The 5,572-nt window shown below is 69.5% G+C and carries 5 protein-coding genes; 4 read left to right on the top strand and 1 reads right to left on the bottom strand.

Going from position 1 to position 5,572, the window contains the following annotated elements; genetic code table 11:
• The 3 genes from ACIPIA_RS09445 to ACIPIA_RS09435 form a co-directional block, all read left to right on the top strand.
• A partial coding sequence (locus ACIPIA_RS09445; protein WP_400508862.1) for a leucyl aminopeptidase family protein occupies positions 1–1,154 on the top strand: 1,154 nt, incomplete at its 5' end.
• Between the two features lie 80 nt (positions 1,155–1,234).
• The gene (locus tag ACIPIA_RS09440) at positions 1,235–1,588 is read left to right on the top strand and encodes a MarR family winged helix-turn-helix transcriptional regulator (RefSeq protein WP_400508860.1); all 354 of its coding nucleotides are present in this window, start codon (positions 1,235–1,237) and stop codon (positions 1,586–1,588) included.
• Positions 1,589–1,629: 41 nt separating this feature from the next.
• Positions 1,630–2,484, top strand: coding sequence for a C40 family peptidase (locus ACIPIA_RS09435; protein WP_400508858.1), 855 nt, complete (start codon positions 1,630–1,632; stop codon positions 2,482–2,484).
• Positions 2,485–2,493: 9 nt separating this feature from the next.
• Here the strand turns inward: ACIPIA_RS09435 and mutS are convergent, their stop codons facing one another.
• The gene (gene mutS / locus ACIPIA_RS09430; RefSeq protein WP_400508857.1) at positions 2,494–5,217 is read right to left on the bottom strand and encodes a DNA mismatch repair protein MutS; all 2,724 of its coding nucleotides are present in this window, start codon (positions 5,215–5,217) and stop codon (positions 2,494–2,496) included.
• Between the two features lie 104 nt (positions 5,218–5,321).
• Between mutS and ACIPIA_RS09425 the strand changes: the two genes are divergently transcribed.
• Positions 5,322–5,572, top strand: a 251-nt coding sequence (locus ACIPIA_RS09425) for a LytS/YhcK type 5TM receptor domain-containing protein (RefSeq protein WP_400508855.1), incomplete at its 3' end; no start/stop codon positions are given.

Below are 5,572 nucleotides of genomic sequence, written 5' to 3'. Positions count from 1 at the left end.
TCGGGCCTGCCCGCCTGGCCACCCTGCTGCCGCCGGGCGACTACGTGCTCGACGGCGAGGTCGACGATCCGGCTCTGGCTGCGCTCGGCTGGCTGTTGCAGGGCTATCGCTTCGATCGCTATCGCAAGCCGAATCCACCACGGGCACGGCTCTGCCTGCCGGAGGGCATCGACGGCGCGGAGATCGGCCTGATCGCGGAATCGGCGATGCTGGCGCGCGATCTTGTCAACACCCCCGCCAATGATCTGGGGCCCGGCGAGATCGAGGCGGCGGTCCGCAGGCTCGCCGCCGAGTGTGGCGCCACGGTCTCGAGCATCGTCGGCGACGATCTGATCGCGCGAAACTTCCCGATGATCCATGCCGTCGGCCGCGCCTCGCCGCGCGCGCCACGCCTGATCGACCTCGTCTGGGGCGAACCGGATGCCCCCAAGGTCACGCTCGTCGGCAAGGGCGTCGCCTTCGACACGGGCGGCCTCAACCTGAAGCCCGACGCCTCGATGCTGCTGATGAAGAAGGACATGGGCGGGGCCGCGGCTGCGATCGCCGCTGCACGCATGATCATGCTGGCCGGGCTGCCGGTGCGCCTGCGGCTCCTGGTGCCGGCCGTCGAGAATGCCGTCTCAGGCAACGCGTTCCGCCCTGGCGACGTGCTGGCCAGCCGCAAGGGGCTGTTCGTCGAAATCGGAAACACCGATGCCGAAGGCCGCCTGATCCTGGCCGATGCGCTGGCGCTCGCCGACGAGGAGGCGCCCGAGCTGCTGATCGATTTCGCCACGCTGACCGGCGCGGCCCGTACAGCGCTGGGGCCGGAGCTGCCGCCCTTCTACACCCATGACGACGGGCTTGCCGACGAGATCGCCCGGATCGGCATGGCCGTGAACGACCCCGTCTGGCGCCTGCCGCTCTGGGCCCCCTACGACACGCTGCTCGACTCCAAGATCGCTGATGTGAACCATGTCTCGAGCGGCGGCATGGCCGGCTCCGTCACCGCTGCGCTGTTCCTCAACCGTTTCGTCGAGAAGACGCGATCCTACGCCCATTTCGACATCTATGCGTGGAACCCCTCCGCCAAACCGGGGCGCCCGGAAGGTGGCGAATGCCAGGGCGCGCGACTGACCTACGCGCTGGCCAAACAGTTCTATCCGGTCGGTTAAGGCTGATCGGCGAAGGCGATTGCAGCGCCGGCTCGACAGGGCAATGATACGGTTCCGTAACGATCGGGAACCGCGCCTTCATGCCCCTGGAGATCAGGCCTTCGCAGGCACTCAGACTGTGGCGGCAGGTGCATCTCGACCTGGTTCGGGACAGCGAGGCCGATCTCTCCGCGCGCCAGACGGCGATCCTGCTGACGGTCTATCTCGAATTGCCCCCGCACACCGTGCGTGGCCTCGCCAGGCAGCTCGGCGTCACCAAGCCCGTCATCACCCGCGCGCTCGATACGCTCGGCAAGCTTGGCCTGCTCAGCCGCAAGCGCGACGAAGCGGACCGGCGCAATGTCGTGATCCAGCGGACCGTCGCCGGCGCGCTCGCGGTCGAAAGGCTGGCCGATCTCGTCACCGAGCACGCCAAGGAGATCGGCGCGAGCTGAGGGGCCTCCCGAAGCGGGCTTCTCCACGGTAGATTGCACACATGACGATTCTCGACCGCCGCACCAGCGCCTTCCGTCCCGACCTCGCCGCCCGCGCCCTGACGGGGCAGGTGGAGGCGGCGCGTTTCGCCGATCCGCAGCCGATGCGCGTGATCGCCCCCTCCGCGCCGTTGCGGCGGGAGCCGCGGCCCGATGCGCCGTTGGACACCGAAGCGCTCGCGGGCGAGCTGGTCGATGTCTACGAGCGCGAAGAAGGCTGGGCCTGGGTCCAGCTCGCAGGCGACGGCTATGTCGGCTACCTGCCGGACGACGCGCTACGGCCGGATGCGCCCGCTCCGACCCATCGCGTCACCGCGCTCAGGACCTTCGTCTATCCCGGCCCTGCGATCAAACAGCCGCCGCTGGCGGCGCTGTCACTGGGCGCGGGCGTGTCGGTCTCCGGCGAGGCCGGAGACTTCCTCGTCCTCGCCGATGGCGGCCACGTCTTCGCGAAGCACCTCGCGCCGCTCGACCGGCATGAGTCCGATTTCGTCGCCGTCGCCGAGCGCTTCCGGAACGTGCCCTATCTCTGGGGCGGCAAGACAAGTCTCGGGCTCGACTGCTCGGGGCTGACGCAGCTCGCCCTCGCCGCGGCCGGCATCGCCTCGCCGCGCGACTCCGACATGCTGGAAGCCGCGCTCGGCCGCCCCGTCGAACTCCGTGAGGACCTCTCGGGACTCCAGCGCGGCGACCTCGTGTTCTGGAAGGGCCATGTCGGCATCCTCACCGCCCCCGATACGCTGCTCCACGCCAATGGCTACACGATGGATGTTCATCGCGAGCCCCTGCGGGAGGCGCGCGACCGCATCCGCGACAAGAGCTTCGGCGCGATCACCAGCGTCAAGCGGCTGGGCTAGCAGAGCGTCTCAGGCCAGTCCCTTCAGGCGGTAGAGCGCTTCGAGCGCCTCGCGCGGGGTCATCTCGTCGGGATCGATCCCGGCCAGGGCGTCGCGCAATCCATCGGGCTGGTCATCCTCTACGATCGGCGCCGGCCGGCGCTGCGGCGCGGCGAAGAGCGGCAGGTCGTCGACCAGCGAGGCGACCGGCTTCTCGCGCTCGGTCTTCTCGAGCTCGCCGAGTATGGCCCGGGCCCGCTCGACCACCGCCGGCGGCAAACCGGCGAGCTTCGCGACCTGAATGCCGTAGGAGCGGTCCGCGGCGCCGGGCACGACCTCGTGGAGGAAGACCACCTCGCCCTTCCATTCGGTAACGCGCACGGTCGCGTTGGCGACGCGGTCGAGCCGGTCTCCGAGAGCCGTCAGCTCGTGGTAATGCGTCGCGAACAGGCTGCGGCAACGATTGACCTCATGCAGGTTCTCGATCGCGGCCCAGGCGATCGAGAGGCCGTCGAAGGTGGCGGTGCCCCGGCCGATCTCATCGAGAATGACCAGCGCGCGCGGGCCGGCCTGATTGAGGATCGCCGCGGTCTCGACCATCTCGACCATGAAGGTCGAGCGGCCGCGCGCCAGATCATCGGCGGCGCCCACGCGCGAGAACAGCCGGTCGACGATGCCGATATGGGCGCGGGTGGCCGGAACGAAGGACCCCATCTGGGCGAGCACGGCGATCAGCGCATTCTGGCGCAAAAACGTCGATTTACCGGCCATGTTCGGGCCGGTGATCAGGCAGATGCGGCCGCCGCTGGCATCAGCGCCGGGCGGCGACAATTCGGTATCGTTGGCGACGAAGGGCTTGCCGTCGCGCTTCAATGCGGCCTCGACCACCGGGTGGCGGCCGCCCTCGATGGTGAAGGCCGCGCCGTCGTCGATCTGCGGGCGGCGCCAGTCCTCGCGGGCGGCGAGATCGGCGAGCGCCGCGGCGACGTCAAGCTCGGCCAGCGCCAGGGCGACGGATTTGATCGGCTCGGCCTGCGCCAGCACGGCCTCGCTCAACCCGGCGAAGATGGCGAGCTCCAGCTTGAGCGCGCGGTCGGCCGCGGAGGCGATCTTGGCTTCGAGCTCGCCGAGCTCGACCGAGGAAAAGCGCATCGCATCGGACATGGTCTGGCGATGCACGAAGGTCGCGCGCCAGGGCTCCCTGAGGAACTCCTCGCCAGTCGCCTGCGGCACTTCGACGAAGTAGCCGAGCATGGCATTGTGCTTGATCCGCAGCGTGCGGCAGCCGGTCTCGCTGGCGTAGCGCGCCTGCAGCTGGGCGATGACCTTGCGCGAGTCGATCTGCAGCAGGCGCAGTTCGTCGAGCCCTGGATCGAACCCCTCGCGCACGAAGCGTCCGTCGCGACGATTGAGCGGCAGCTCGTCGGCCAGCGTCGCATTCAGGCGGACCGGGAGATCAGGATCGCTCTCGCCCAAGGCCCGCATGGCGCGCGCCAGTTCCCTGGGAAGCTCGCCGACCCCGACGAGCAGGACGGCGATCGCGCGGGCGGCGTCGAGCCCCGCGCCGAGTGCGGCCAGATCGCGCGGGCCACCGCGATCGAGCGAGAGCCGGGCCAGGGCGCGCGCGACGTCGGGCACCTTCTCGAGGGCCTGGCGCAGGTCCTCGCGCAACGGGCCATCCGCCACGAGCAGTTCGACCGCATCGTGGCGATCCGCGATCCCGGCCGCATCGGTCAGCGGGCCGGCAAGGCGCTCGGCCAGCAGGCGCGCGCCGCCCGGCGTCACCGTGCGATCGACGGTCGCGAGCAGGCTGCCCTGGCGTTCGCCGCCCAGCGTACGGGTCAGCTCGAGATTGGCGCGGGTCGCCGCGTCGATCAGCATCGTGGCCGAGCCGGAATCGCGCACCGGGGCGGAGAGCGGCGGGCGGGCGCCGAGCTGGGTGCGCTCGACATAGGCGAGCGCCGCACCTGCCGCCGCGACCTCGGCGCGGCTGAAGGCACCGAAGGCATCGAGGGTGGCGACGCCGAAGAATTCCTTCAGGCGCCGTTCGGCGGAAGCGGCATCGAGCCCCTCCCGCGCCAGCGGCGTCACCGGCACGGCGATCTCGCGCCAGAACTCCTTGAGCTCGGGATCGTCGTGGATCGCGTCGGGGCAGACGATCTCGCGCGGTTCCAGCCGTGCGAACTCGATGGCGAGCCGTTCCTGCGGCGTCTCCATCACGGTGAAGCGGCCGGTCGAAATATCGATGGCGGCAAGCCCGTAGAGCGATGCCGCCTCGCCGGTCCTGCGGCGTGCGACGGCGACGAGAAGGCTGGCGCGGCCGGGCTCGAGCAGCCGTTCCTCGGTGATGGTCCCGGGGGTGACGAGGCGCACCACGTCCCGCTTGACCACCGATTTGGCGCCGCGCTTCTTGGCCTCGGCCGGATCCTCCGTCTGCTCGCAGACGGCGACGCGATGGCCGGCGGCGATCAGGCGCTGGAGATAGTCGTCGGCGCGCTCGACCGGCACGCCACACATGGCAATGTCGTCGCCCTGATGCTTGCCGCGCTTGGTGAGAACGATGCCGAGTGTGCGCGAGGCGATCTCGGCGTCCTTGAAGAACAGCTCGTAAAAGTCGCCCATCCGGTAGAACAGCAGGCTGTCCGGATGGCCCGCCTTGAGCTCCAGATACTGCGCCATCATCGGCGTGACGCGCTCGGCGACGGGGGCCGGAGCGGCAGTCAGGGCGGCGTGGTTGGGAGAGCTGTGGCGCATCGGCCGGCACGCTAGCAAAAAGCGGCGCCAAGACCATCCGTTAGGACGGCTTTCAACAATTGAAAGCAAGTTCGGCAGGCCCGATCGGCCAAAGGTCCTGTCCCGTGTTGCTGATTAATCTCGCCGAGAGCCTGTTCTTCCTGCTTCTCGCGGGCCTTCTCCTGACCGTCGCGATGCCCCAGATCGGCGAGCGCGGCTGGCTGCGGCAGATCATCGTCGGCGTCCTGTTCGCGGCCGGCGCCTTGATCAGCATGGCCAATCCCTTCGAGATCATGCCCGGCCTCCTCGTCGATTCGCGCAACAGCTTCGCGATCCTTTCCGGCCCGATCGGAGGCCCCATCGCCGCCGTCCTGAC

This window comes from Allobosea sp. CER48, assembly GCF_044752385.1.
Classification (GTDB): Bacteria; Pseudomonadota; Alphaproteobacteria; order Rhizobiales; family Beijerinckiaceae; genus Allobosea.
This window is presented reverse-complemented; position numbering and strand designations above follow the sequence as displayed.